This is a genomic window from Modestobacter sp. SYSU DS0511 (genome assembly GCF_054050755.1).
This window is the reverse complement of sequence record NZ_JBJGZY010000011.1, coordinates 88882-110302: the sequence shown is the minus strand read 5'-3', so window position 1 is coordinate 110302 and position 21421 is coordinate 88882. Positions and strand designations below refer to the sequence as shown.

The window sequence follows — 21421 nt, the reverse complement described above, 5'->3', positions numbered from 1 at the left end:
TATTTAATTATAATATATAATCATGAAAAAACAAAGTAATCTTTTTTTATTTTATGGCGGGGGGCGCGCGCCCCCCCCCCCCCCCCCCCCCCCCCCCCCCCCCCCCCCCCCCCCCCCCCCCCGCCGATCACACGTCCTCGACGCTGGAGGGCTCGCGGCGGGAGAGGTCGATGCCCAGCTCCTCCGCGGCCCGGAACACCTCGTCGTCGGTGTCGCGCAGCTCGATCGCCTGGCCGTCGCCGGAGAGGACCTCCACGTTCAGGCACAGCGACTGGAGCTCCTTGAGCAGCACCTTGAACGACTCGGGGATGCCCGGCTCCGGGATGTTCTCGCCCTTGACGATGGCCTCGTAGACCTTGACCCGGCCGAGGATGTCGTCGGACTTGATGGTGAGCAGCTCCTGCAGCGCGTACGCGGCGCCGTAGGCCTGCATCGCCCAGCACTCCATCTCACCGAAGCGCTGGCCACCGAACTGCGCCTTACCACCCAGCGGCTGCTGCGTGATCATCGAGTACGGCCCGGTCGAGCGGGCGTGGATCTTGTCGTCGACCAGGTGCAGCAGCTTCAGGATGTAGACGTAGCCGACCGAGATGGGCTCGGGGAACGGCTCGCCGGAACGGCCGTCGAACAGCCGGGCCTTGCCGGTCTCCTTGACCATCCGGTTGCCGTCGCGGTTCGGGATCGTCGAGCCGAGCAGGCCGATGATCTCGTCCTCCTTGGCGCCGTCGAACACCGGAGTCGCGGTCCGGGTACCCGGTGCGGCCTGGCGCGCGGCGGCAGGCAGCCGGGACGCCCACTCCGGGGTGCCCTCGACCTCCCAGCCGGTCTTGGCGATCCACCCGAGGTGGGTCTCCAGCACCTGGCCGACGTTCATCCGGCCGGGCACGCCCAGCGGGTTGAGCACGATGTCGACCGGGGTCCCGTCCTCGAGGAACGGCATGTCCTCCTGCGGGAGGATCTTGGAGATGACGCCCTTGTTGCCGTGGCGGCCGGCCAGCTTGTCACCGTCGCTGATCTTGCGCATCTGGGCCACGTAGACCCGGATCAGCTCGTTCACGCCGGCGGGCAGCTCGTCGCCGTCCTCGCGGGAGAAGACCCGGACGCCGATGACCTTGCCCGACTCACCGTGCTTGACCTTGAGGCTGGTGTCGCGGACCTCGCGGGCCTTCTCACCGAAGATCGCCCGCAGCAGCCGCTCCTCGGGGGTCAGCTCCGTCTCGCCCTTGGGCGTGACCTTGCCGACGAGGATGTCGCCGGGGACGACCTCGGCACCGATGCGGATGATGCCGCGCTCGTCGAGGTCGGCGAGGACCTCCTCGGAGACGTTCGGGATGTCCCGGGTGATCTCCTCGGCACCGAGCTTGGTGTCGCGGGCGTCGACCTCGAACTCCTCGATGTGGATCGAGGACAGGACGTCGTCCTGCACGAGGCGCTGCGACAGGATGATCGCGTCCTCGTAGTTGTGGCCCTCCCACGGCATGAAGGCGACGAGCAGGTTCTTGCCCAGCGCCATCTCGCCCTCGTCGGTGCAGGGGCCGTCGGCGATGACCTGACCGACCTCGACCCGCTGGCCCTCCTCGACCACCGGGCTCTGGTTGATCGAGGTGCCCTGGTTCGAGCGGCGGAACTTCAGCAGCCGGTAGGTCTGCCGGGTGCCGTCGTCGGCCATCACGGTGACGTAGTCGGCGGTGGAGTCCTCGACCACACCGGCCTTCTCGGCCACCACGACGTCGCCGGCGTCCACCGCGGCACGCAGCTCCATGCCGGTGCCGACCAGCGGCGCCTCGCTGCGCAGCAGCGGGACGGCCTGACGCTGCATGTTCGCGCCCATCAGGGCCCGGTTCGCGTCGTCGTGCTCGAGGAACGGGATCATCGCCGTCGCGACCGAGGTCATCTGCCGCGGCGAGACGTCCATGTAGTCGACATTCTCCGGCGCCAGGTAGTCGACCTCACCGCCCTTGGTGCGGACCAGGACCCGCTCCTCGGCCAGGCGGCCGCTCGCGTCCAGCGGGGAGTTGGCCTGCGCGACGACGAAGCGGTCCTCCTCGTCGGCGGTCAGGTAGTCGATCTGGTCGGTGACCTGGCCGTTCTCCACCTTGCGGTACGGCGTCTCGATGAAGCCGAAGGGGTTCACCCGGCCGAAGGAGGACAGCGAGCCGATCAGGCCGATGTTCGGGCCTTCCGGCGTCTCGATCGGGCACATCCGGCCGTAGTGGCTGGGGTGCACGTCGCGCACCTCCATGCCCGCGCGCTCACGGGACAGACCACCCGGGCCCAGCGCCGACAGGCGGCGCTTGTGGGTCAGGCCCGCGAGCGGGTTGGTCTGGTCCATGAACTGCGACAGCTGGCTGGTGCCGAAGAACTCCTTGATGGAGGCGACGACCGGCCGGATGTTGATCAGGGTCTGCGGCGTGATCGCCTCGACGTCCTGGGTCGTCATCCGCTCGCGGACGACGCGCTCCATGCGGGACAGCCCCACCCGGATCTGGTTCTGGATCAGCTCGCCCACGGTGCGCAGCCGGCGGTTGCCGAAGTGGTCGATGTCGTCGACGCCGTGGTCGGGCTCGCCCGCGTGCAGGCGCACCACGTACTCGATGGTGGCGACGATGTCGTCCTCGGTCAGCGTGGTCGTCGAGGTGGGGGCGTCGACGCCGAGCTTCTTGTTGACCTTGTACCGGCCGACCTTGGCCAGGTCGTAGCGCTTCGGGTTGAAGAACAGGTTCTCCAGCAGCGCCTGCGCGGACTCACGCGTCGGCGGCTCGCCCGGGCGCAGCTTGCGGTAGATGTCGAGCAGCGCCTCGTCCTGGCCGGCGATGTGGTCCTTCTCCAGGGTGGCCAGCATGGTGGGCGACCACTGGAAGTGCTCGCGGATGCGGTCCTCGGTCCAGCCCAGCGCCTTGAGCAGCACGCTGACCGGCTGGCGGCGCTTGCGGTCGATCCGGACGCCGACGGTATCGCGCTTGTCGACGTCGAACTCCAGCCACGCACCGCGGCTGGGGATGACCTTGGCGCTGAAGACGTCCTTGTCCGAGGTCTTGTCCAGCGCCTTGTCGAAGTAGACGCCGGGGCTGCGGACCAGCTGCGAGACGACCACGCGCTCGGTCCCGTTGATGACGAAGGTGCCCTTGTTCGTCATGATCGGGAAGTCGCCCATGAACACCGTCTGGCTCTTGATCTCACCGGTGGTGTTGTTCATGAACTCGGCGGTGACGAACAGCGGCGCCGCGTAGGTCATGTCCTTGTCCTTGCACTCCTCGAGCGACGCCTTGACGTCCTCGAAGCGCGGGTTGGAGAAGGACAGCGACATCGAGCCGCTGAAGTCCTCGATCGGCGAGATCTCCTCGAGGATCTCGGCCAGACCGCCGACGGCGCCGGCCTGCTCCTCGGGGGGGAGGGTGGCGCGCCAGACGGGGCTGCCGACCAGCCACTCGAACGAGGCGGTCTGCAGGCCGAGCAGGTCGGGGACCTCGAGCGGCTCGTGGATCTTGGCGAACGAGACGCGGAGCGGCGCGCCGGGGATCTTCTGGTGGTCGGTGCCGCCGGTGCGGGGACCGGCCTGCAGCTCGACCGCGGCCGGGGTGCTGCTGGGGGACTCGGTGGTGCCGGGGGTGATGCTGGTGGGGCGAGAGCCTGCCAAGATGCGTCCTTTCGAGGACCTCACGACGTGCGGGCGGTGGGTGCAGTTCGTCCTGGGTCGTCGTCGTTGTCGGCGAGGCTGACCGCGGATGCCGGGCCCCGTCGGTACGGTCAACACGGGGTCGCCCGGAGCCGTTCCCCGGGCACCCCTCGTGACCCGTTTCGGCGGGCTGGCAGTCAGAGGGCAGCGCAACAGGAGACCCTACCCCTGCTACGCGCCGGTGTCCACGTCGGGCCGCTGGTGCGGCGCGGGACACACCCATCGGTGTACCCGGCGCCGTCGCGGTCCCCGTCGTCGTGCCGGGACGCCGTGCGTCGGGGGACGCCGACCGCGCGGGCCGACGGGGCTGCCGGGCGTCGATGATGCCAGCGCCCCGGCTCGGTGCGGGCAGGCACGCCGAGAACCGGACGGTGCGCCCGGGTACGCCGCAGGGGCCGCCCTCCGTGCGGAGGACGGCCCCTGTCGGGTCGTGCACGCCCGGCTTCCGCCGGGCAGGGGGGTCACGTCACCGTGACGTACCCGGCGTCCGAGGACGCCGGGCAGGGGGTCACTTGACGGTGACGGTGGCGCCGGCGCCCTCGAGGGCGGCCTTGGCCTTCTCCGCGGCGTCCTTGGCGACCTTCTCCAGGATCGGCTTCGGCGCGTTGTCGACCAGGTCCTTGGCCTCCTTGAGGCCGAGCGAGGTCAGGCCGCGCACCTCCTTGATGACCTGGATCTTCTTGTCACCGGCGGCCTCGAGGATGACGTCGAACTCGTCCTGCTCGACGGCGGCGGCCTCGCCACCGCCACCACCGGCGGCCGGGGCGGCCGCGACGGCGACGGGGGCAGCGGCGGTGACCTCGAAGGTCTCCTCGAACTGCTTCACGAAGTCCGACAGCTCCAGGAGGGTCATCTCCTTGAAGGCGTCGAGCAGCTCGTCAGTGGAAAGCTTGGCCATGGTGTCTCCTTGGTGGGTCAGGCGTCGCTGGCCGCGGTGTCCGCGGCAGCGTCGGTGGTCTCGGGGGTGGTGTCAGCAGCAGCTGCGTCCGCGGCAGGAGCGCCCTCAGCGGGCTTCTTCTCCTGCAGCGCGGCCGCCAGACGGGCGACCTGGGACAGCGGGGCCTGGAACAGCCCGGCGGCCTTGGTCAGGTTGCCCTTCATCGCACCGGCCAGCTTGGCCAGCAGGACCTCGCGCGGCTCGACGTCGGCGAGGCGGGTGACCTCGGAGGCGTCGACCGTGCGGCCGTCGACCACGCCACCCTTGACGACGAGCGACGGGTTGGCCCGCGCGAAGTCGCGGATGGCCTTGGCGGCCTCCACCGGATCGCCCTCGATGAAGGCGATCGCGGTGGGGCCGTTCAGCAGCGGGCCCAGGTCGGAGAAACCGACCGAGTCCGCCGCCCGCTTCGTCAGGGTGTTCTTGACGACGGCATAGCTGCTGCCCGCACCGAGGGAACGACGCAGCTCGGTCAGCTGCGCCACGGTCAGCCCGCGGTACTCGGTGAGCACGGCCGCGCTGGATGCCTGAAAACGCTCGGTGATCTCCTGGATCGCGGCGTCCTTGGCCTGCGTGGGCATGGGCCTCCTCTCGCTGTCGGGCGACCACCGGCCGGTGCGCGCACGTGCACGATCGGGGCCCGGAGACGAGGAACGCCCCGGCGCAGGGCGCACGGGGCGAGAAAGGCCGGTGGCTCCGGGTCAGCCGACCCGGGCTCCGACGCGTTCGTCGAACCGTCCACCTGCGCGGGCCGTCCGGTGATCCGGACCTTCGATCGCACGCGGACGTGCGACGACCAAGCGGTCATGGGGGGAACAGCGGCAACTGTACGTCATGGCACGCCCTCGACGCCAACCGCCGTCGTCACGGCCCGCCGCCAGGGACCTGGACCGGCGGGGTCGAACGGGCCGGGAACGACGGACGGCGCCACCCCGCGAGAGGTGACGCCGTCCGTCTGGCCCCCTGCAGGGCCCGCCGCGAGCTAGCGAGCGGCGGGGGGCAGGGGGTCCTTCATCAGGCGTTGGCCTCGTCGACCGTCAGGTTGCGGGTGCGGTTCGGGTCGACCGGGATGCCCGGGCCCATGGTCGTGGAGATGGTGACCTTCTTGAGGTAGCGCCCCTTGGCCGCGGACGGCTTGGCGCGGAGCACCTCGTCGAGGGCGGCGGCGTAGTTCTCCACCAGCTTGGTCTCGTCGAAGGACGCCTTGCCGATCACCAGGTGCAGGTTGGCCTGCTTGTCGACGCGGAAGTTGATCTTCCCGCCCTTGATGTCGTTGACGGCCTTGGTGACGTCGGGGGTCACGGTGCCGGTCTTCGGGTTCGGCATCAGGCCACGGGGGCCGAGGATGCGGGCGATGCGACCGACCTTGGCCATCTGGTCGGGGGTCGCGATCGCGGCGTCGAAGTCGAGGAAGCCGCCCTGGATCCGCTCGATCAGGTCGTCGGAGCCGACCACGTCGGCGCCGGCGGCCTCGGCCTCGGCGGCCTTGTCGCCGGTCGCGAAGACGATGACCCGGGCGGTCTTGCCGGTGCCGTGGGGCAGGTTGACCGTGCCGCGGACCATCTGGTCGGCCTTGCGCGGGTCGACGCCGAGCCGGATCGCGACCTCGACGGTCGCGTCGTACTTGGTGGTCGACGTCTGCTTGGCCAGGCCGGCGGCCTGCAGCGGGCTGTACAGCCCGTCCGCGTCGACCAGCTCGGCGGCCTTGCGGTAGTTCTTGCCGTGCTTCGCCATGGTGGTTCCTTCCTTCGGGGCGGTGCCCCGGTCGCGTGGTGCGCGGGCCTGGCGCAGGCCCTCCCACATGTGCTGACACCCTCCGGTCGCCCGGACGGCGGGTGGTGCGGCGCCGCTGGGTCAGCGGCGCGACCTCACTGGACCGTGATGCCCATCGACCGGGCGGTGCCGGCGATGATCTTCTCGGCGTGGTCGAGGTCGTTGGCGTTCAGGTCCGCCATCTTGGTCTGCGCGATCTCGCGGACCTGGTCGCGGGTGACGGTGGCGACCTTGGTCTTGTGCGGCTCGCCCGAGCCCTTCTCGACACCAGCGGCCTTGAGCAGCATGCGCGCGGCCGGCGGGGTCTTGGTGACGAAGGTGAACGACCGGTCCTCGAAGACCGAGATCTCGACCGGGATGACGTTGCCGCGCTGCGACTCGGTCGCGGCGTTGTACGCCTTGCAGAACTCCATGATGTTGACGCCGTGCTGACCGAGGGCCGGGCCCACGGGCGGAGCGGGGGTGGCCGCGCCGGCGTTGATCTGGAGCTTGATGACCGCGGTCAACCGCTTCCTGGGGGGCATGACTTCCTTCTTCTGTGTGCGTTGACTAGTTCAGTTCGACGGCCCCGCTGCAGGGGCCCGCCGCGAGCTTGCGAGCGGTGGGGAGCAGCGGGGTCCTTCTCACAACTTGGCGACCTGGGTGAACGACAGCTCGACCGGTGTCTCGCGGCCGAAGATGGAGACGAGGACCTGCAGCTTCTGCTGCTCGGCGTTGATCTCGTTGATCGTGGCCGGCAGCGTGGCGAACGGGCCGTCCATGACGGTGACCGACTCGCCGACCTCGAACTCCACCGTGGGAACCGGGCCGGCAGCGGGCGTGCTGGTCTCGGTCGCCGCCGCCGTGGGCTTGACCGGGGTGTCGGCGACCAGCAGGTTGACGACCTCGTCGATGCTCAGCGGTGAGGGCTTGGAGGTCGCGCCCACGAACCCGGTGACCCCGGGGGTGTTGCGGACCGCACCCCAGGACTCGTCGTTGAGGTCCATCCGGACCAGCAGGTACCCGGGCAGCTTCTTGCGGTTGACCTGGGTCCGCTTGCCGTTCTTGATCTCGGTGACCTCCTCGGTGGGCACCTCGATCTGGAAGATGTAGTCCTCCATGTCCAGCGACGTGATGCGGGACTCCAGGTTGGTCTTCACCTTGTTCTCGTAGCCGGCGTACGAGTGGATGACGTACCAGTCGCCGAACTGGGTGCGCAGCCTCGAGCGCAGCGCCTCCCGGGGGTCCTCGTCGGCCTCCTCGGCCGTCTGGAGGGCCTCCTCGACCGCCGGGTCGTGGTCAGGCGCCGGCGCGGGCTGCGGGTCACCGGCCAGGGTGTCCGGCTCGCCTGACTCCACCTCGGGGACGACGTCGGAGACGCCGGTCGCGGTGTCCTGGTCGGTGGTGTCGCTGGACCCCTCGGCTGCGCCGGGCTCGTCGGCCCCGGTCTCGAGGTCGGCGGCGCCGCGCACGTCGAACCGTGCGTCGTCGAGGTCGGTGCCCTCGACGGCGTTGTCGGTCTCGAAGGGCTCGCGGGGGTCTGTCACGTGGTCTCTTCCTCCTGGGTTCGGTGCAGCTCGCGGGGCGCTCAGCCGAAGACGGCGAGCACGCCCTGGGCGAAGACGATGTCCATGCCGGCGACGAGCGCGACCATCACCGCGACGAAGATGATCACCACTGTCGTGTAGGTGATCAGCTCCTTGCGGCCCGGCCAGATGACCTTGCGCAGCTCGGCGACGACCTCACGGAGGAACCGGCCGATGCTGCGCTTGTCCCGCAGCTCCTCGGCGCGCGCCCGCTCGGCGGCCGCCCGCGAACGGGTGCCCTCCCCGGTGCGCCCCTCGGCCGGCCGGCCGGCCGGGCGGCTGCTCGCTCGGCCGGTGTCGCGCTGCCGGCGGGTGGGGGTGGCGACGACCTTGTCCTCGTCGGTCTCCGCCTCGTCGGCGAGCTCCGCCTCGGCCGCCTCGAGCTCGGCAGCGTCGTCGACGCCCGGCGCCTCGTGGTCGAACTGCTCGGCGTCAGGCCGCTCGCCGTTCGGCTCGCCGTCCTTCTCGCTCACAACGCCTCGCTCTGCTCGATGGATCACCTGCGCCGGCTCGGCGCCGGTCGTCGGTCGGTGGCAGGGGTGACAGGACTTGAACCTGCAGCCTGCGGTTTTGGAGACCGCTGCTCTGCCAATTGAGCTACACCCCTAGGAGCCCCACGGGCCACCCCCCGGCCCTCCACGAGCGTTGCTCGCGCAGGACACCTGGAACACCCTCAGGAACACCCGCCCGGGACCGGTCCGCGCCGCAGCGCTGCCGGGCCCCAGAGGGTCCCGGGGCACGCCGGTGGCGGGGTCAAGCTGGCCCCAGGTCGTCGAGTGTACGGGACCGGTGGGAGCGCTGGCCAACACGGCCGGGCAGGACCCCCTCCGGCGGGGGCACCGGGCCGCTCACCCGGCGGGTTCCCGAGGGGCGCCACCGCCACCACGGGCCGCGGGGGCGGCGCGGAGGTCGGGGTGGACCACACGACCTCCGCGCCATCCGGACCGCGGCCGGCCAGGCCACCGCCACGAGGAACGGGGCTGCAGCGGTCGGGGCCGCACGGCCGTCCCCGAGCCGGGTCTCAGGCGAGCGCGACCACGGCGCGGGCCAGGGAGAGCACCTTCTCGCCACCGCTGGTCACGGTCAGGTCGACGCGGACCCGACCGTCGTCCAGCAGCGCGGCGACCCGGCCGCGGACGGTGACCTCTGCGCCGGCGTCGTCGTCGGGGACGACGACCGGCCGGCTGAACCGGACGTGGTAGTCGACGACCGCACCCGGGTCGCCCGCCCACGCGGTGACCGCCCGGGCCGCCAGACCAGCGGTGAGCATGCCGTGGGCGATGACGCCCGGCAGGCCGACCTCGCCGGCCACGCGATCGCTCCAGTGGATGACGTTAAAGTCGCCCGAGGCGCCTGCGTAGCGGACCAGGTCCGCGCGGGTGACCCGCGAGGTCTGCTCCGGGATCTCGGTGCCGACGGCGACGTCCGCGGCGCGCAGCCGGGTCACGCGGTGCCCCGGGCGACGAGCATCGAGCGGGTGGTGCAGACCGGCTCGCCGCCCTCGGTGGCGAGGTCGACCCGGGTGGTCAGCATGTCGTTCCCGGCCACGGACCGGACCGCGTCGATGGTGGCGGTGGCCACCAGCCGGTCGCCGGCCCGGACGGGGCGGTGGTGGGTGAAGCGCTGCTCGCCGTGCACCACGCGGCCGTAGTCGATGCCCACGTCCGGGTCCTCGACGACGACGTTGCCGGCTCCGAGGCTCAGCACGATCGCGAAGGTGGGCGGCGCGATGACGTCGGGGTGGCCGAGCGCCTGCGCCGCGGCCGGATCGCGGTAGACCGGGTCGGGGTCACCGAGCGCGGTGGCGAACTCGGCGATCTTCTCCCGCCCGACCTCGTAGACGGCAGAGGGCGGGTAGCTGCGCCCGACCAGTCCTGGGTCCAGCGCCATGCTCCCGCCCTCTCGCCTCGACGTCCGCTGGGATCAGCGGGTCTCGCGGTGCAGCGTGTGCTTGCGGTCGGTCGGGCAGTACTTCTTCAGCTCGATCCGGTCGGGGTCGTTCCGCCGGTTCTTGCGAGTGATGTAGTTGCGGTTCTTGCACTCCTGGCACGCCAGGGTGATCTTCGGACGGACGTCTGTGGCGGCCATGAGTGTGTCCTCGCCTTGTTCTGGTCAGTGGGTGGAGCCCGCGCCCGACAGGTGCCGGACACGACGACGGACCCCGAGAACGGGGTCCGTCTGGAGTAGCGGTGACCGGACTTGAACCGGTGACACAGCGATTATGAGCCGCTTGCTCTACCAGGCTGAGCTACACCGCCGGGTGACCGTGCGGCCCGGTCTCGCGACTGGACCGGTGGTCGGTACTCGATCGTACGAGCCCCTTTACGGAATCGAACCGTAGACCTTCTCCTTACCATGGAGACGCTCTGCCGACTGAGCTAAAGGGGCCTGCTCCGAAGAGCCGTGGAGAACTCTACATGATGCCTTCGGGCCCCCTGCAGGGGCCCGCCGCGGGCCGGCGAGCGGTGGGGGCAGGGAGGTCCTCGTTCAGGTCCGGACGAACAACCGGCGGTGGGTGCCACCCGGCGCGGCGGTGCGCACCCCGGTGCGGGCCAGCAGCCAGCCCTCCAGCCGGTCCTCCGGCAGCGGCCGGCTGACCAGGAAGCCCTGCACCTTGTCGCAGCCCATCTGGGCCAGCAGGTCGCGGGTCACCTCGTCCTCCACGCCCTCGGCGACCACCCGGAGACCGAGGTTGTGCGCCAGCTCGACGATCGAACGGGCGATGAAGGACTCGTTCTGACTGGTCGACATGCCCAGCACGAAGCTCTTGTCGATCTTCAGCTCGTCGATGGGCAGCGCGCGCAGCTGGGACAGCGAGGAGTAGCCGGTGCCGAAGTCGTCCATCGACAGCCGCAGCCCCAGGGCGTGCAGGTCGGCCAGGACGGTGCTGTTGCGCACGGTGTCGTCGACGACGCTGCCCTCGGTGAGCTCGAGGGTGAGCAGCTCCCCGGGGACCCCGTGGTGCCGCAGCGCGCGGCGCACCCGGTCGACCAGGTCGGGCTCGGCGAGGCAGTGGGCGGAGAGGTTGACCGCCACCGACAACGCGATGTCCTGGTCCAGCCAGCGCCGGCAGCGGTCGAGCGCCCGGTCCAGCACGTGGTCGGTGAGCGACCCGATGCGGCCGATCTGCTCGGCCAGGGCGATGAAGTCGTCCGGGGGCACGTCGCCGTACCGGGGGTGAGCCCAGCGGACCAGCGTCTCGACCGAGACGATGTCGGAGGTGCGGGTCTCCACGATCGGCTGGAACACCACCGTGATCTGCCCCTCGGCGATCGCCGCCTCCAGCTCCGTGCCCAGCTGGAGCCGGCGCAGGCTCTGCTGGTCCAGCACCGGGTGGTACGTGGCGACCCCACTGGACCCGTGCGCGGCCAGCAGCGCGACGTCGGCCCGCTGGATCAGCGCGCCGGCGTCCGAGCCGTGCACCGGGGCGGCGGCCACGCCGATGGTCAGCGAGACCTCCAGGTCGAGCCCGGCGACCCGGGCGCGGGTGGAGGCGGCCTCCCGCAGCCGTCGGGCGGCCCGCTCGGTGGCCGCCAGCGACAGCCCCGGCAGCAGGACGGCGAACTGGCCGCCCTCCATGCGGGCCAGCACGGCCTGCGGCGGAGCGTGCTCGCGCAGCAGCCCCGCGGTCACCATCAGCAGCTCGTCGCTGGCTGCGTGCCCCAGGGTGTCGGTGACGTTGGTGTATCCGTCCAGCGCAGCCAGCACCAGCCCGACGCGGGCGGTCTCGGGCTCGGCCTGCAGCAGCGCGTCGATCTCCGCGGCCAGCCGCTGCCGGTTGGGCAGGCCGGTGAGCCGGTCGTGGTCGGCGTCGTGCCGGATCTGACCGAGGAGCTGCTGCTGCCGGATCGCCGCGTTGACGTGGGTCAGCATCGACTCCAGGGCGGACCGGTCGCCCGGGGCGAAGGCCTCGGCGTCGCTGCGCCGGTCGCAGACCTCGAGGTATCCCGGTTCCCCGGCGGCCGTGGCGACCGGCGCGCCCAACACCTCGTGGGCGCCCCGCCGGGACAGGGCGGCCAGCTCGTCGGCGTCCGCGCGGGCCGAGGCGACCAGCAGCGAGCCCTCCGCCCCGGGTGCGACCGCCCTCCGGTGCAGCAGGTCGTCGGGGTCGCCCGGTCCGTCGTACCAGGCGACCTCGCCGCCGGCGGTGTCGACGATCAGCTGCGGCCCCTCGTCCAGGTACGGCGGCAGCCACAGCGCCACGCGCTCGGCGTTGAGCAGTTCGCGGACCGCGCGGACGATCTCCCGGGTGCCCGCTTCGTCCGGGGTGACCAGCTCGACGCGGCGGGCGAAGTCGTAGACCCGCTGCACCGTCCGTCGCTCCCGGGCCGCCCGGGCCGACTGCCGGAAGATGACGAGCGCACCGAGCAGCATCGGCACGATCAGCGCCCAGGCCCAGGGGGTCTCCTCCACCAGCATCAGCGCGATCACCGCCACGACGACGCACAGCGGACCGAACAGCGCGTTGGGGAGTGCGGCGGCCCAGAAGGGCCAGCCCGGGAGACCTTCCGTCAGGGTGATGGCCAGGCCGACCCCTGCCATGCCCACCACGTGCGCAGCCAGCACGGCCAGCATCAGCGACAGCCAGGTGAGGGGGTTCCCCAGGTCACCCGGCGGCAGGACGTGGAGCACCGCCAGCGCGGCGGACAGCTCGATCACCGCCAGCGCGGCGTTGAAGGCGACCTTCGCGGCTGGGGTGCGCCTGACCCCGAGCACGACGACCAGGGCGGCGACCCGGGCCACGGCGGTCCACGCCCCGCCGACCTCGACCAGGCCCACGACCAGGGCGATCTCGGTCGGCGCGAGGGAGATGGTCTGCCGCCGGAACTCGATGCCGAGCTGGACCGACTCGGCGATCAGCAGGGCGCCGAACAGGACGAGGACCAGGATGACCGGCGGGTTGGTCGGCTCACCCGGGATGGTCGCCGACGCGCTGCCGACCGCGACGGCACCGGCCAGGACGGCGAGGGTCCAGGGACGGCTCAGCGGGGAACGCCCCCGCACGTCAGGGGCCGGATGGTCGGCCAACGTCAGCCTGCCTGTCGGAGGAGGGTCGGGCCCGCCGAAGGTAACAGCGCACGGACTGCGGACGAAGGCAGCTCACCCGATGGGGCGGGGCGTCTCGCGCCCGGCCCCATCGGGTGTCCGCCTCAGCTCACAGCCAGCGCCAACCGCGGTCGGCGGTGGCGGTGCGGACGACGGACGAGCTCGTGGCGGTGGACATGATGTCTCCTCGGGGCATGACGGTCTGCTCTGTCAGTTCTCGCTGAGCGGCAGCGGCCCACGCGGGGGCAGAGCGTCGTCCGGCAACACACCGCAGTGATCACATTGCAGAAGGTCACTCGATCGAGCAAGTCCATCCACCACCGTGTCGGAACTTTTCGCAGTGTCGTCACACAGAGTCACTGATGAACCGGTGTGACGTCATCGATCGAGGGAACCTCACCGCCGGCGGCGTTCCGGCTTCGACGGAGGCCCGAGGGCGTCGGAGGTCAGCCCCTCCACCACGTCGTGGACCAGCGCTCCCGTCGTGCTCCCGGTGTACCGGTCCGGCAACGTGGGCAGCGTCAGGACCCGCGAGGTGCGGGCGAACGCCGCGCCCCCGGCGTCGACGGCAGCGCGGCCCCGGGGTGTCCCCACCCCGGACGGTCGCACCCCGGCCGCCCCGGTGACGACGACGGCCGCCAGCTGTCCGGCGTCCTCGGCCGTGCGGACCGGTCCGTCGTCGGGCTCGATCCGGATCCGCCCGTCCGACCGCAACAGCACGGCGCCGGCGTCGACGAGCACCCCGAGTCCGGGGGCGCCCCTCCCCCCGCGGACCAGGTCCACCGGGGCGGTGACCAGCCCGTAGATGCCCTCCCGGGAGCGGGTGTCGACGAGGACCTGCGCGAAGCGCAGCGCGTACCGGGCGCGGTGCCCGTACTCCTGCACCGCCACCAGGGCGCCGGCCGTCTCGGCGCGGTGCTCCCCACCGAGTGCCAGCCCGCCGACCAGGCTGCTGGTCACCCGCTGCTCGGCCGCCGGCTCGGTGAGCAGCAGCCCGAGCCCGCGCAGGCCGGTCACCTGCGCCGCGGAGAGCTCCGTTCCGGTGCCCGCGGCGGCGAGCTCGCGGCCGAGCAGCTCCGGCTGCCCGGCCAGCAGGCTCCCGATCCTGCCGGCCAGCTGGCCCAGCGCCCCGAGGTCGACCGGCTCCGCGGCGTCCGGCTCCCCGGCTCCGCCACCGGCCGGGTCGAGGCCTGCCCCGAGCGTCTGCATCGCGCTGCGGGCCACCTGGTCGGCGTCGGCCGAGCCAGCCGCCAGGTCGACCAGCGCCACGGCGGCCCGCCCGTCGTCGTCCCAGCCCCGGCGCAGCAGGACGTCCCACGCGGACGAGTCGTGGAGCAACCGGCCCGCCGCCGCCGGGTCCCCGGCCCGGACCACGGCCGCCAGCGCCGCCGCCACCGGGTCGGGCCGCCCGCCGCTGACCCGGTCGACGGCGCGCTCCCCCTGCGCCGCCTCGCGCTCGAGCAGCCGCCGGCCCCACGCGGCCGCCAGTGCCGGCCCGGCGCCGGACGCGGCGAGCACCGCCCCCATGCCGACGGCGGTCTCGTCGTGCCGTGCATCGCGGTCGTGCACCGGCAGCGCGGCCGCGGCGAGCACCTCGCGCACCCGGGGAACGGGCTGAGCGCCGGCCCCGCCCACGGTGAGCGCGGTGGCCAGCAACCCGGCGAGCGGCTCCTCCTCCCCCGTGCCGGCCTGCTGGTGGAGCAGCGCGAGCAGGAAGGCGAGCCCCTCCGCGCCCAGGGCGGTGAGGAACGCCTCGGCCACCGCGGGCACCACCACGGCATCGGCCCAGCGGACGGTGGCGTCACGGACGTCGGCAGCGGTGCCCGCGCCGGTGAGCTCGGTCGCCGCAGTGACGCCCATCGTGGTCAGCGCCCCGCGACCCCACCCCGGCAGGAGCCCGGCCAGGTGCACGGTGACGCCGGTGGCCGCCCCGGTGCCCCCGCTGCCGCCCAGTCCCTGGCTCGCGGCGGCCAGCAGCGCGGTGACCTCGGCCGCGTCCCCGTCCAGGTCGGCCAAGAGGCCGGCGTGCTCGGCGCTCCGGACCTCCTCCGCGGCCACGAGGCGGTCCACCAGCGCCTGGGCCTGCGGCTCGGCCGTGCCGTCGCCCCCGTGGGCGGCGCCGAGCAACCGCCCGAACTCGGCGCGGGCCTGGGCGAAGTCCGCGGCCTGGTCCGCACGCAGCCCCGCCAGCCGGGCGAGAGCGCCCAGCCACAGGTCGTGGTGCTCGCCCAGTCGGCGCAGTGCCACGGTCAGGCACTGGTGCAGTTCGTCGGCGACCCCCAGGGCGGCTGCCACCTCACCAGCCGCGACGCGCGCATCGGCGCCCTGCCAGCCGGTCAGCACCGTGGCGGGTCCGAGCAGGTGGACGGCCAGGCCGGCGGTGAAGGCAGCCGACCCCAGGTCGTCCAGGGCCGCACCGAGCACCGTCGCCGACCCCGGGGGGTCGGGGAGGTCCACCGGCCTCGGCAGTCCGGCGGTCACCGGGGCGTGCCCTCCCCGCGCACCGGCAGGACCGAGCCGTCCAGCCCGAGCCAGGAGTCCGCCGCGGCGGCCACGGCGCCACCGAGCCAGGACAGCTCGGCCGCCAGGCACCCGGCCGCCGTGCGGAGCGTCTCGGTGTACGCGCTCACCGCTGGGCCCACCGCCCCACCGATCACAGCGGCGGGCACCGCCTGCCCCGAGCGGCCGACCTGCCCGCCCGCCGCCTCCAGCACCCGCGCCAGGTCGTACAGCCGGGCGGGGACCACCTCGATCGCCATGCGGGCAGTCTGCGGGCGACCGCCCACCCCGCCCGGGCGTCGTCCACAGGCCCCGGCGGACGGGGCGGGGACCGCGCGCTCGTCGTCCACACCGTCCACAGGCGTCGTCCACAACCGGGGGACAACGGTGCACACCAGGGCCGCGCGGCACCTACGCTGCCCGCGTGCCAGCCCGCCTGCCCGGCGTCGACCAGACGCGGCCCGACCCGGAGGCCGGGTCGACGCTGCCCTTCGTCCTGGTGTGCTGGCTGGTCGCGGCGCTGATGGTGCTCGGCGCCGTCGCCGCCTCGGACGCCTTCCTCGAGCAGCAGGAGGTGCAGTCGGTGTGCGACGGCGCCGCGCTCGCGGCGGCCAACCAGGCCGACGAGGCGGCCGTCTACCGCCAGGGCGTGGGCCCGGACCTGCCGCTGACCCGCCTGGGGGCCGAGGCGGCGGTCGCCGACCAGCTCGCCGACGCCGGGGTGCGGCTGGACGCGTGGTCGGCGGTCACCGACGGAGCCGAGGTGACGGTGCGCTGCACGCGGGTCGTCGAGATCGCCTTCGGGTGGCTGTTCCTGGCCGGGGAGCCACTGGAGCGCACCGCAGTGGCCAGCGCCCGGGCCCCCACGGCACCGTGAGGCCCGCACGCTGAGACACGTCCGGGGAGACGGAACGGCCCCCGACCGGTGGTCGGGGGCCGTTCGTACCAGGTGTGGCGGGTGAAGGATTCGAACCTTCGTAGGCTAAGCCGACGGATTTACAGTCCGCTCCCATTGGCCACTCGGGCAACCCGCCGTGGTGGTACGGAGAAGAGAGTACAAGACGAGGGTCGACCGCCCGCCGGGGTACCGGTCGGTGGCCGACCGCGGCAGAGGAGGAACCGAGATGGCCGATGCGTCCTTCGACGTGGTGAGCAAGGTCGACCGGCAGGAGGTCGACAACGCCCTGAACCAGGCCGGCAAGGAGCTCTCCCAGCGGTTCGACTTCCGGGGCGTCAACGCCTCGATCGCCTGGGCCGGCGAGGACGGCGTCACGCTGACCGCCGACACCGAGGAGCGGGTGGCGGCCGCGCTGGAGGTCTTCAAGGAGAAGCTGGTCAAGCGGGGGATCTCGATGAAGGCGCTGGACGCCGGGGAGCCGCAGGCCTCCGGCAAGAGCTACAAGATCTCGGCGACGATCCAGCAGGGCATCGCCTCGGACAAGGCCAAGCAGATCGCGAAGATCATCCGCGACGAGGGCCCCAAGGGCGTGCAGGCGCAGATCCAGGGCGACCAGCTCCGGGTGAGCGGCAAGAAGCGCGACGACCTGCAGGCGGTGCAGCAGCTGCTGAAGGGCAAGGACCTCGACGTCGCCCTGCAGTTCGACAACTACCGGTGAGCCAGGGCCACGGCCCCTGGTGAGGTGATGGAACGGCCCCGGGTGAGGTGATGGAACGGCCCCCGTCCAGAGGCTCGCCGCGAGCTTGCGAGCGGTGAGGGGGACGGGGGTCCTTCTACTGGCCGAGCTGGCGGGCCATCTCCTCCAGCCGGGCGATCCGCTGCGGCATCGGCGGGTGGGTGGCGAACATCGAGGCCATCCCCGACCCGCGGAACGGGTTGGCGATCATCAGGTGGCTCTGGGTGACCAGCTGGTCGTCCTGCGGCAGCGGCCGCGCAGCCACCCCCCGCTCCAGCTTGCGCAGCGCACTGGCCAACGCCAGCGGGTCCTGCGAGAGCTCGGAGCCGGACGCGTCCGCCTGGTACTCCCGGCTGCGGCTGACCGCCATCTGCACCAGGCCGGCGGCGATCGGGCCGAGGAACACCAGCAGCAGGCTCCCCAGCGCGCCCCCGCCGCCCCGGTCGTCGGAGCGGCCACCGAACAGCGAGGCGAACATCGCCATGTGCGCCAGGTAGGTGATCACCGTGGCCATGGCGCCGGCGACCGAGCTGATCAGGATGTCGCGGTTGTAGACGTGCGAGAGCTCATGGGCCAGCACCCCGCGCAGTTCGCGGCGGTCCAGCAGCTCGAGGATGCCCTGGGTGCAGCAGACCGCGGCGTTGCGCGGGTTGCGCCCGGTGGCGAACGCGTTCGGCTGGTCGGTGGGGCTGACGTACAGCCGGGGCATCGGCTGGCGCGCCTCGGTGGCCAGCTCCCGCACGATGGCGTACAGCTGCGGCGCCTGCGTCTCGGTCACCGGGAACGCACGCATCGCCCGCAGCGCGAGCTTGTCGGAGTTGAAGTAGGCGTAGCCGTTGACGCCGAGCGCGACCACGAGGGCGACGAACAGCCCGCCCCGGCCGAAGAAGCTGCCGACCAGCAGGATCGCCCCGGCCATCAGGCCGAGCAGGACCGCCGTCTTCAGACCGTTGCTCCACCGTTGCACGCCCATCAGAACGGAGGCGGCCCCGCACCCGTTCCCCGGTGACCTGGGGAGCTGCGGTGCCGACAGGCGAGGCGTTGTGCGGTGCCTCACGTTCACGCGCGACCGGTCCGGCGCCCGCAACCCGCACGTAACCTGGCCAGCCGGAGGTACCTCACAGATGACTGGCACCACTCCCGGAACCACCACTCCAGGAATCAGCTCGGCCACGGACGACGTTGCCCCCGGCATGCACCCCGCCGTGGACCCGACCGTGCCCAGCTCCGCCCCCGGCGGCCTGGTGAAGAGCGTCGTCGAGCTCGACCGCGTCGTCATCCGTCTGGCCGGCGACTCCGGCGACGGCATGCAGCTGACCGGCGGCCGTTTCACCAGCGAGACGGCCTCCTTCGGCAACGACCTGTCGACCCTGCCGAACTTCCCCGCCGAGATCCGGGCGCCAACGGGCACCCTGCCGGGGGTCAGCTCCTTCCAGCTGCACTTCGCCGACCACGACATCATGACCCCCGGGGACGCCCCCGACGTGCTGGTCGTGATGAACCCGGCCGCGCTGAAGGCCAACCTCCCCGACCTCCCGGGCGGCGGGCTGATCATCGCCGACTCCGACGAGTTCACCGCCCGCAACCTGGCCAAGGTCGGCTACGCCGCCAACCCGCTGGAGGACGGCTCGCTGGAGAGCTGGCAGCTGGTGAGCGTGCCGCTGACCAGCCTCACCCTCGAGGCGCTCAAGGACTCCGGCCTCGGCAAGAAGGAGGCCGAGCGGAGCAAGAACATGTTCACGCTCGGTCTGCTCAGCTGGATGTACCACCGCCCCACCGAGGGCACGGTCCGCTTCCTGGAGCGCCAGTTCCGCCGCAAGCCGCAGATCGCCGCGGCGAACATCGCCGCCTTCCGCGCCGGCTACAACTACGGCGACACCACCGAGGCCTTCGCCGTCTCGTACCAGGTGAAGCCGGCCAAGATGGCGCCGGGGAAGTACCGGCACATCTCCGGCAACCAGGCGCTGGCCTACGGGATCATCGCCGCCGGGCACCGCTCGGGCCTGCCGGTGTTCCTCGGCGCCTACCCGATCACCCCGGCCAGCGACATCCTGCACGAGGTGTCCAAGCACAAGTCCTTCGGCGTGCGCACGTTCCAGGCCGAGGACGAGATCGCCGGCATCGGCGCCGCCCTGGGGGCGTCGTTCGGTGGCGCGCTGGGCGTGACGACGACGTCCGGGCCCGGTGTCGCGCTCAAGGCCGAGACGATCGGGCTGGCGGTGATGACCGAGCTGCCGCTGCTGATCGTCGACGTCCAGCGCGGTGGCCCGTCCACCGGGCTGCCCACCAAGACCGAGCAGTCCGACCTGCTGCAGGCCCTCTACGGCCGCAACGGCGAGGCCCCGGTCCCGGTGATCGCCCCGCGCTCCCCCGGCGACTGCTTCGACGCCACCCTCGAGGCGGTGCGGATCGCGCTGACCTACCGCACCCCGGTGATGCTGCTCTCCGACGGCTACCTGGCCAACGGGGCCGAGCCGTGGTCGATCCCGGAGGTCACGGAGCTGCCCGACCTGCGGGTGGACTTCGCCACCGCGCCCAACGGCAGCGCGGAGGACGGCACCGAGGGTGAGTTCCTGCCCTACCTGCGCGACCCGGAGACCCTGGCCCGCGCCTGGGCGGTGCCCGGCACCGCCGGCCTGCAGCACCGGATCGGCGGGCTGGAGAAGGCCGACAAGACCGGCAACATCTCCTACGACCCGGCCAACCACGACTTCATGACCCGCACCCGGCAGGCCAAGATCGACGGCATCGCCGCGTCGATCCCGGCCACCGAGGTCGACGACCCGGACGGGAATGCGCGGGTCGCGGTCATCGGTTGGGGTTCCACGTACGGGCCGATCGGGGCGGCCTGCCGGCAGATCCGCGCGTCGGGCCGGCCGATCGCCCAGGTCCACCTGCGCCACCTGAACCCGCTCCCGGCCGACCTCGGCGAGATCCTCGCCCGGTACGACCGGGTGATCTGCCCGGAGATGAACCTCGGGCAGCTGGCGATGGTGCTGCGGGCGAAGTACCTCATCGACGTCGTCAGCCACACCCAGGTGCGCGGGCTGCCCTTCCGGGCCGCCGAGCTCGCCGGGGTCCTGCAGGACGTCATCGACAGCACCAGCACTCCGGCCGCCGTCGCGGCCGGGAACGGAGCCACCTCGTGACTGCCCTCCACCCGGACCAGCGCAACGCCCACGTGCACGACCTGGGGATGCCGGCCCCCGGCCCCATCGCCGACGCGATCGACCGGTCGGTCGAGCTGGCCGGTGAGAAGAACGCCACGCTCAAGGCCAAGGACCTCAAGACCGACCAGGAGGTCCGCTGGTGCCCCGGCTGCGGTGACTACGTCATCCTCAACGCCGTCCAGAGCTTCCTGCCGAGCCTGGGCATCGCCCGCGAGGACATGGTCATCGTGTCCGGCATCGGGTGCTCCTCGCGGTTCCCGTACTACATGAACACCTACGGGATGCACTCGATCCACGGCCGCGCCCCGGCGATCGCGACCGGCCTGGCAGCCTCCCGCCCGGACCTGTCGGTGTGGGTCGTCACCGGTGACGGCGACGCCCTCTCGATCGGTGGCAACCACCTGATCCACGCGCTGCGCCGCAACGTGAACATGACGATCCTGCTGTTCAACAACCGGATCTACGGGCTCACCAAGGGCCAGTACTCGCCCACCAGCGAGATCGGCAAGGTCACCAAGTCCACGCCGATGGGCTCGCTGGACCACCCGTTCAACCCGGTGTCGCTGGCGCTCGGCGCCGACGCCACCTTCGTCGGGCGGGCGATGGACTCCGACCGCAAGGGGCTGACCGACGTGCTCCGGCAGGCCGCCGAGCACCAGGGCACGTCGCTGGTGGAGATCTACCAGAACTGCAACATCTTCAACGACGGCGCGTTCGAGCTGCTCAAGGACCCGACGACGGGCCCGATGTGGACGATCCCGCTGGTGCACGGCGAGCCGCTGGTGTTCGGCCCGGGCGGCGCCTCGTGCGTGGTCCGCGACGACTTCGGCGGCCTCCGGATCGCCGAGACCAACCAGGTCGACCCGTCGGAGATCGTGGTGCACGACGCGCACCGGGAGGACCCGGCCTACGCGTTCGCACTGTCCCGGCTCTCCAGCCAGGACCTGCGCTACACGCCGATGGGGGTCTTCCGGTCGGTGGCCAAGCCCTCGTACGAGCGGATGATGGCCGACCAGCTCGAGGACGCCGCCGCGCAGCAGCCGGCCGACCTCGACGCGCTGCTGGCCGGCGGCGACAGCTGGACCGTCAGCGCCTGACCCCAGCACTGAACGTCAGTGGCC

Annotated in this window: 18 protein-coding genes and 4 tRNA genes; 4 read left to right on the top strand and 18 right to left on the bottom strand. The window is 72.1% G+C overall.

Annotated elements, in window-relative coordinates; translation table 11 throughout:
* Nucleotides 1-127: 127 nt before the first annotated feature.
* The 16 genes from rpoB to ACI783_RS07890 form a co-directional block, all read right to left on the bottom strand.
* Nucleotides 128-3637, bottom strand: a complete 3510-nt coding sequence (gene rpoB, locus ACI783_RS07965) for a DNA-directed RNA polymerase subunit beta (protein ID WP_457139929.1) — start codon at nucleotides 3635-3637, stop codon at nucleotides 128-130.
* A 547-nt stretch (nucleotides 3638-4184) separates the two neighbouring features.
* On the bottom strand, nucleotides 4185-4574 hold the full coding sequence (gene rplL / locus ACI783_RS07960; protein ID WP_457078588.1) for a 50S ribosomal protein L7/L12: 390 nt from the start codon (nucleotides 4572-4574) through the stop codon (nucleotides 4185-4187).
* A gap of 17 nt (nucleotides 4575-4591) precedes the next feature.
* Nucleotides 4592-5194 carry a 50S ribosomal protein L10 gene (rplJ, locus tag ACI783_RS07955; protein WP_457078590.1) on the bottom strand — a complete coding sequence of 201 codons (603 nt, stop codon included), beginning with the start codon at nucleotides 5192-5194 and terminating at the stop codon, nucleotides 4592-4594.
* Between the two features lie 433 nt (nucleotides 5195-5627).
* A complete protein-coding gene (gene rplA / locus ACI783_RS07950) occupies nucleotides 5628-6347 on the bottom strand; it encodes a 50S ribosomal protein L1 (protein ID WP_457078592.1) in 720 nt (239 codons plus the stop codon).
* Nucleotides 6348-6481: 134 nt separating this feature from the next.
* Complete coding sequence (gene rplK, locus ACI783_RS07945; RefSeq protein ID WP_153359795.1) at nucleotides 6482-6910, bottom strand: 50S ribosomal protein L11; 429 nt, start codon at nucleotides 6908-6910, stop codon at nucleotides 6482-6484.
* 99 nt (nucleotides 6911-7009) lie between these two features.
* Entirely contained in the window at nucleotides 7010-7912 is a 903-nt protein-coding gene (gene nusG, locus ACI783_RS07940; RefSeq protein WP_457139928.1) for a transcription termination/antitermination protein NusG, read from the bottom strand.
* A 41-nt stretch (nucleotides 7913-7953) separates the two neighbouring features.
* Entirely contained in the window at nucleotides 7954-8424 is a 471-nt protein-coding gene (gene secE / locus ACI783_RS07935; RefSeq protein ID WP_457139927.1) for a preprotein translocase subunit SecE, read from the bottom strand.
* Between the two features lie 58 nt (nucleotides 8425-8482).
* Nucleotides 8483-8558, bottom strand: a tRNA-Trp gene (locus tag ACI783_RS07930).
* 414 nt (nucleotides 8559-8972) lie between these two features.
* Nucleotides 8973-9398, bottom strand: a complete 426-nt coding sequence (locus ACI783_RS07925; RefSeq protein WP_457139926.1) for a MaoC/PaaZ C-terminal domain-containing protein — start codon at nucleotides 9396-9398, stop codon at nucleotides 8973-8975.
* The gene (locus tag ACI783_RS07920; protein WP_457139925.1) at nucleotides 9395-9841 is read right to left on the bottom strand and encodes an FAS1-like dehydratase domain-containing protein; all 447 of its coding nucleotides are present in this window, start codon (nucleotides 9839-9841) and stop codon (nucleotides 9395-9397) included. The genes ACI783_RS07925 and ACI783_RS07920 overlap by 4 nt, the downstream gene beginning before the upstream one ends.
* A gap of 33 nt (nucleotides 9842-9874) precedes the next feature.
* Nucleotides 9875-10039: a 50S ribosomal protein L33 gene (gene rpmG, locus ACI783_RS07915; protein ID WP_110553396.1), complete on the bottom strand. Its 165-nt coding sequence runs from the start codon at nucleotides 10037-10039 to the stop codon at nucleotides 9875-9877.
* 96 nt (nucleotides 10040-10135) lie between these two features.
* Nucleotides 10136-10209 (bottom strand) — tRNA-Met (locus tag ACI783_RS07910).
* A 57-nt stretch (nucleotides 10210-10266) separates the two neighbouring features.
* A tRNA-Thr gene (locus ACI783_RS07905) sits at nucleotides 10267-10339 on the bottom strand.
* 99 nt (nucleotides 10340-10438) lie between these two features.
* Nucleotides 10439-12955 carry a putative bifunctional diguanylate cyclase/phosphodiesterase gene (locus ACI783_RS07900; RefSeq protein ID WP_457139924.1) on the bottom strand — a complete coding sequence of 839 codons (2517 nt, stop codon included), beginning with the start codon at nucleotides 12953-12955 and terminating at the stop codon, nucleotides 10439-10441.
* A 438-nt stretch (nucleotides 12956-13393) separates the two neighbouring features.
* On the bottom strand, nucleotides 13394-15478 hold the full coding sequence (locus tag ACI783_RS07895) for a hypothetical protein (RefSeq protein WP_457139923.1): 2085 nt from the start codon (nucleotides 15476-15478) through the stop codon (nucleotides 13394-13396).
* Nucleotides 15475-15756 carry a hypothetical protein gene (locus ACI783_RS07890; protein WP_457139922.1) on the bottom strand — a complete coding sequence of 94 codons (282 nt, stop codon included), beginning with the start codon at nucleotides 15754-15756 and terminating at the stop codon, nucleotides 15475-15477. The genes ACI783_RS07895 and ACI783_RS07890 overlap by 4 nt, the downstream gene beginning before the upstream one ends.
* Before the next feature lie 164 nt (nucleotides 15757-15920).
* On the opposite strand from ACI783_RS07890, the gene ACI783_RS07885 reads away from it, so the two are divergent.
* Nucleotides 15921-16373, top strand: coding sequence for a pilus assembly protein TadG-related protein (locus ACI783_RS07885; RefSeq protein WP_457139921.1), 453 nt, complete (start codon nucleotides 15921-15923; stop codon nucleotides 16371-16373).
* Nucleotides 16374-16448: 75 nt separating this feature from the next.
* On the opposite strand, the gene ACI783_RS07880 is transcribed toward ACI783_RS07885, so the two are convergent.
* Nucleotides 16449-16530, bottom strand: a tRNA-Tyr gene (locus ACI783_RS07880).
* Nucleotides 16531-16620: 90 nt separating this feature from the next.
* Here ACI783_RS07880 and ACI783_RS07875 point away from each other — a divergent pair.
* A complete protein-coding gene (locus ACI783_RS07875) occupies nucleotides 16621-17112 on the top strand; it encodes a YajQ family cyclic di-GMP-binding protein (protein ID WP_457139920.1) in 492 nt (163 codons plus the stop codon).
* Nucleotides 17113-17227: 115 nt separating this feature from the next.
* Here ACI783_RS07875 and htpX read toward each other — a convergent pair whose 3' ends face one another.
* Nucleotides 17228-18103, bottom strand: a complete 876-nt coding sequence (htpX, locus tag ACI783_RS07870) for a zinc metalloprotease HtpX (protein ID WP_457139919.1) — start codon at nucleotides 18101-18103, stop codon at nucleotides 17228-17230.
* Between the two features lie 244 nt (nucleotides 18104-18347).
* Here htpX and ACI783_RS07865 point away from each other — a divergent pair, with 244 nt between their 5' ends.
* Both ACI783_RS07865 and ACI783_RS07860 read left to right on the top strand, forming a co-directional pair.
* Nucleotides 18348-20279, top strand: coding sequence for a 2-oxoacid:acceptor oxidoreductase subunit alpha (locus ACI783_RS07865; RefSeq protein WP_457139918.1), 1932 nt, complete (start codon nucleotides 18348-18350; stop codon nucleotides 20277-20279).
* The gene (locus tag ACI783_RS07860) at nucleotides 20276-21397 is read left to right on the top strand and encodes a 2-oxoacid:ferredoxin oxidoreductase subunit beta (protein WP_457139917.1); all 1122 of its coding nucleotides are present in this window, start codon (nucleotides 20276-20278) and stop codon (nucleotides 21395-21397) included. Before ACI783_RS07865 ends, ACI783_RS07860 begins: the two co-directional genes overlap by 4 nt.
* Nucleotides 21398-21421: the final 24 nt, after the last annotated feature.

Bases quoted from the DNA above. Each gene is read 5' to 3' on its own strand.
- rpmG (WP_110553396.1), bottom strand. From the start codon at position 10,039: ATGGCCGCCACAGACGTCCGTCCGAAGATCACCCTGGCGTGCCAGGAG.
- ACI783_RS07875 (WP_457139920.1), top strand. From the start codon at position 16,621: ATGGCCGATGCGTCCTTCGACGTGGTGAGCAAGGTCGACCGGCAGGAG.
- htpX (WP_457139919.1), bottom strand. From the start codon at position 18,103: ATGGGCGTGCAACGGTGGAGCAACGGTCTGAAGACGGCGGTCCTGCTC.
- rplA (WP_457078592.1), bottom strand. From the start codon at position 6,347: ATGGCGAAGCACGGCAAGAACTACCGCAAGGCCGCCGAGCTGGTCGAC.
- ACI783_RS07920 (WP_457139925.1), bottom strand. From the start codon at position 9,841: ATGGCGCTGGACCCAGGACTGGTCGGGCGCAGCTACCCGCCCTCTGCC.
- rplJ (WP_457078590.1), bottom strand. From the start codon at position 5,194: ATGCCCACGCAGGCCAAGGACGCCGCGATCCAGGAGATCACCGAGCGT.
- rplK (WP_153359795.1), bottom strand. From the start codon at position 6,910: ATGCCCCCCAGGAAGCGGTTGACCGCGGTCATCAAGCTCCAGATCAAC.
- ACI783_RS07890 (WP_457139922.1), bottom strand. From the start codon at position 15,756: ATGGCGATCGAGGTGGTCCCCGCCCGGCTGTACGACCTGGCGCGGGTG.
- rplL (WP_457078588.1), bottom strand. From the start codon at position 4,574: ATGGCCAAGCTTTCCACTGACGAGCTGCTCGACGCCTTCAAGGAGATG.